The organism is Phocaeicola faecicola (assembly GCF_013618865.1).
Taxonomy (GTDB): domain Bacteria; phylum Bacteroidota; class Bacteroidia; order Bacteroidales; family Bacteroidaceae; genus Phocaeicola; species Phocaeicola faecicola.
Window position 1 is genome coordinate 1 of the sequence record NZ_JABSOE010000136.1, and the last position, 2,488, is coordinate 2,488.

Sequence of the window (2,488 nt, forward strand, 5' to 3'; positions counted from 1 at the left end):
GGTAGGCTAAGCATCCAACGCCCTGCCGTATTACTACGGTGGGTTTTCGGAAGCTCGCCCCCAAACCGGACGTACACGTCTCCGCGTATCCGGCTTTCTACTAATAATATCAATCTATTCATTGTTACTGAGTTTTTTGTAACACTTACCACATATGGCAATAGTCTTTCGTTTGCGAGCCATCATTTGTTTTTCGCAGGTAGTTTTCCCTTGAAGATTTTTTAATTTTCTCACATGGTGCATCACTAACTTATCGACTGCTCCACATAATTCACATTTTTCCGCTTTCAGCCTATCTATAAGACTTGTGTTTGTAGGATGATATGTGAATTTGGGCAAGTTGTCTAAATCCTTAATGTTCATTGGATTTTTCTTTTTGAACCCACCATGATAAAAGGTCAAGTCTTTGGCAGTACCGTTCTTTAAATAGTATCTAACTGAAAAAAGTCCATTCTTGGTGTACTTTTTTCGGATTTGCGACATCGTTGTCCGATATTTCTGCGCAAATGTTTTGTACATACTATATTTCATGATATACCCAAGTTTTGACAGACTACTACAATTATTAGCCAAACAATAGTAATTGTAAATGCCCTTTATTTCCTTGTTGTACCTGTCAAGTATCTCAAAGTCATTGTTGTTTGAAAGTTTGGGACGGGATTTTGCTTTCCAATACTCCTTGCCGTTGTGTATCTTTATTTCTAAAACACGATATTCGAGCAACTTTTTCTTAAACGTATCCTTTCCAAGTGCCAATTGTATCCTCTTATTGAAGACACGTCTTAGTACTCCGTATTTGCTTCTTTTGGTGTCATTGGATTTCCTTACAAAAATCTCATATCCGAGAAATTTTGCAGCGTTTTCAGCATGGGTGATAAGTGTTTTCTCATCAGACAGTGTAAGAGCTAACTTTTCATAGAGGAAGTTCTTTATGTCCTCTTTGATGATGATAGCATCTTGTTTACTGCCAATAATTCCAATTAGAAAATCATCCGCATATCTCACATATTTGAGTTTTCTGTAGTTCATATCCATTTCGTCACCATCAGAATACTGCAAACCTTCTTTTTGATAAGCCTTATATTGTCTTATCAATTCTGACCTTTCACTTTTGTCTTTTACCACTTTCAACTTTTTCAGAATACGGTGTCGTTTGCCTTCAAGTGATACTACCTGTTTAGTTCTTTTCCGTTCTTTCCCCTTATCAAATTTTCCAGTGTATTCCTTCATGAATTTATCCAACTTATCAAGGTATATGTTTGCCAAGATAGGGCTGACAATTCCGCCTTGCGGTGTTCCGCTGTAGGAGTTATGAAAGTTCCAGTCTTCGATATATCCTGCATTCAGAAATTTTCTAATCAAGCGAATAAATCTTTCGTCAGCGATACGTTCTTTCAGAATACCTATCAGTATCTCATGATTGATATTGTCGAAAAATCCCTTAATATCACCTTCTACGAACCATTTCACGCCCGAAAATGTCTTCTGAATATCAGACAAGGCAGTGTGGCAGCTTCTTAGAGGTCGGAAGCCATGTGACGTTTTTTCAAACTGTCTTTCATAGATGGCTTCCAATATCATTCTGACCACTTCCTGCAATAATTTATCATTAAAAGCTGGTACACCTAATGGACGCATTTTCCCATTTTTCTTTGGGATATACATCCGTTTTGAGGGTTGGGGCTGATAACTCTCATCTTTCAACGATGTTATCAGTTGTTCAATTCGGTTCAGGCTCATTTGGTCAATGGTTTTCCCATCTGCACCTGCTGTCATATTGCCCGGTTTCGCATATATGCGTTGGTAGGCAACGTAATACATTTCCTCATTGAAAAAGATACGGTACAAGCGTTCAAACTTGTAATTCAAATTTTCACTGTGTTCCGTTAGACTGTTTAATACATACTCTGGACTTCTCATAATGTCTCTCACATTTTCCGTTATTTGCATTAAAATTATTAGCTGCTTCCCTTCGCCATGTACAGGGCTTTCCCCTGCTCAGACTACTACGGAAGCTCCGTTGCCTTGTCGGATTTTCATAGGTCTGTACCTAATAGCCTTGCGGCGTTCCGATTTAGGCAATCCCCGTTTACGATATAATAACATGGCTATGATAGATTGTCGGATATGACTTCCGCCCGTTACCGCTTACTGCGGTTGTGCCGTAATTTGTTCCTGCCTCTACTACACGACGCTCGCAACAGAGGTATTACGGTATAGCGAGTTAAGTTATCTTTCACTATAAAACATACTGGGTTCACTTGGACTATCATTCAATCAGTTTGGATTTTATCCTCGTATCTATCTGTTTCATCTCACCATTCAGTTGCAATTTGATAACTAATTGACTTATGGCTTTCCAGCGTGCTATACTCCCTGCCGTCCTTTCGTGGGCAGATAAGCTGGTGATGATAGGTAAATATTGGAACACTTACCTAATAGCTTGCCAATGCTACATTTATTATATCGCCTATACGGGCGCACCATC

Annotated in this window: 1 protein-coding gene; it reads right to left on the bottom strand. The window is 39.0% G+C overall.

Features of this window, described 5'->3' with window-relative positions; genetic code table 11:
• Positions 1-114: 114 nt before the first annotated feature.
• The gene (locus tag H3001_RS18950) at positions 115-1,920 is read right to left on the bottom strand and encodes a reverse transcriptase/maturase family protein (RefSeq protein ID WP_032535361.1); all 1,806 of its coding nucleotides are present in this window, start codon (positions 1,918-1,920) and stop codon (positions 115-117) included.
• Positions 1,921-2,488 lie beyond the last annotated feature (568 nt).